A 719-nucleotide genomic window follows, 5' to 3' on the forward strand; every position below is an offset into this window, starting at 1 on the left:
CGTACAATGAACTCCAAAAATTAGTAGCGGTTGCTTAAACCCAAACGCCACTTTATAATCCGTTCTCTATTTTTTTAAACTTTGCAACAGAACCGTTAAATTTGGCCGCAAAAAAGTTGAAATAGATGATAATTTTAAAGAAACTTATCAAGAATGGAAAAATCATAAAATTACTGCGGTAAAAGCCATGCAAATAGTAGGAATGAAGAGTAATACATTTTATAGAAGAGTCAAAGAATACGAATATGCTTTACAAGAAAGCAATCCTTCTTAAAAGAAGAGGTTGCTTTTTCTTATTGCCCCTTTTTGCGAACGAAAAAGAACAGATTATTGAAAGAATCTGTTCTGAGAGAGATGATACAATTTGAGTTTTTTTCACAAGAACCAATTGTTTAACCATAGTGCGAGTCCTTTTCTTAATTCCAGCTCTTTTTTCCTCCTTCAAAATAATCAATACATGAGGGCTGATGATGTTGACACTTCATATAAATCATATTTACATTACTCTTCTTTCGGAAGTACAATTTTTTTATATAATTGAACCGTAATGAAGTAATAGATCAAGTAAATCACTACAAAAATAACAAGTGGTAACCATATACGGAAATAGGGTGTTTTTGCCCATCCCCCCGAAAAGGGGGAATAAGGACAGTCATACTTCATTTTTCCAAGGAGTCTTCTCGTGTTAAGCTGGTTAGAATATCGTCTTTATTGATACT

At 32.8% G+C, this 719-nt stretch carries 1 pseudogene; it reads left to right on the top strand.

The features are described 5' to 3' along the window. Nucleotides 1-94: 94 nt before the first annotated feature. Nucleotides 95-274 (top strand): annotated as a pseudogene (locus tag F3I02_RS34685) (DNA recombinase); the annotation flags it as partial. Nucleotides 275-719: the final 445 nt, after the last annotated feature.

The organism is Bacillus sp. SRB3LM, assembly GCF_015712745.1.
GTDB classification, from domain to species: Bacteria; Bacillota; Bacilli; order Bacillales; family Bacillaceae_G; genus Bacillus_A; species Bacillus_A thuringiensis_K.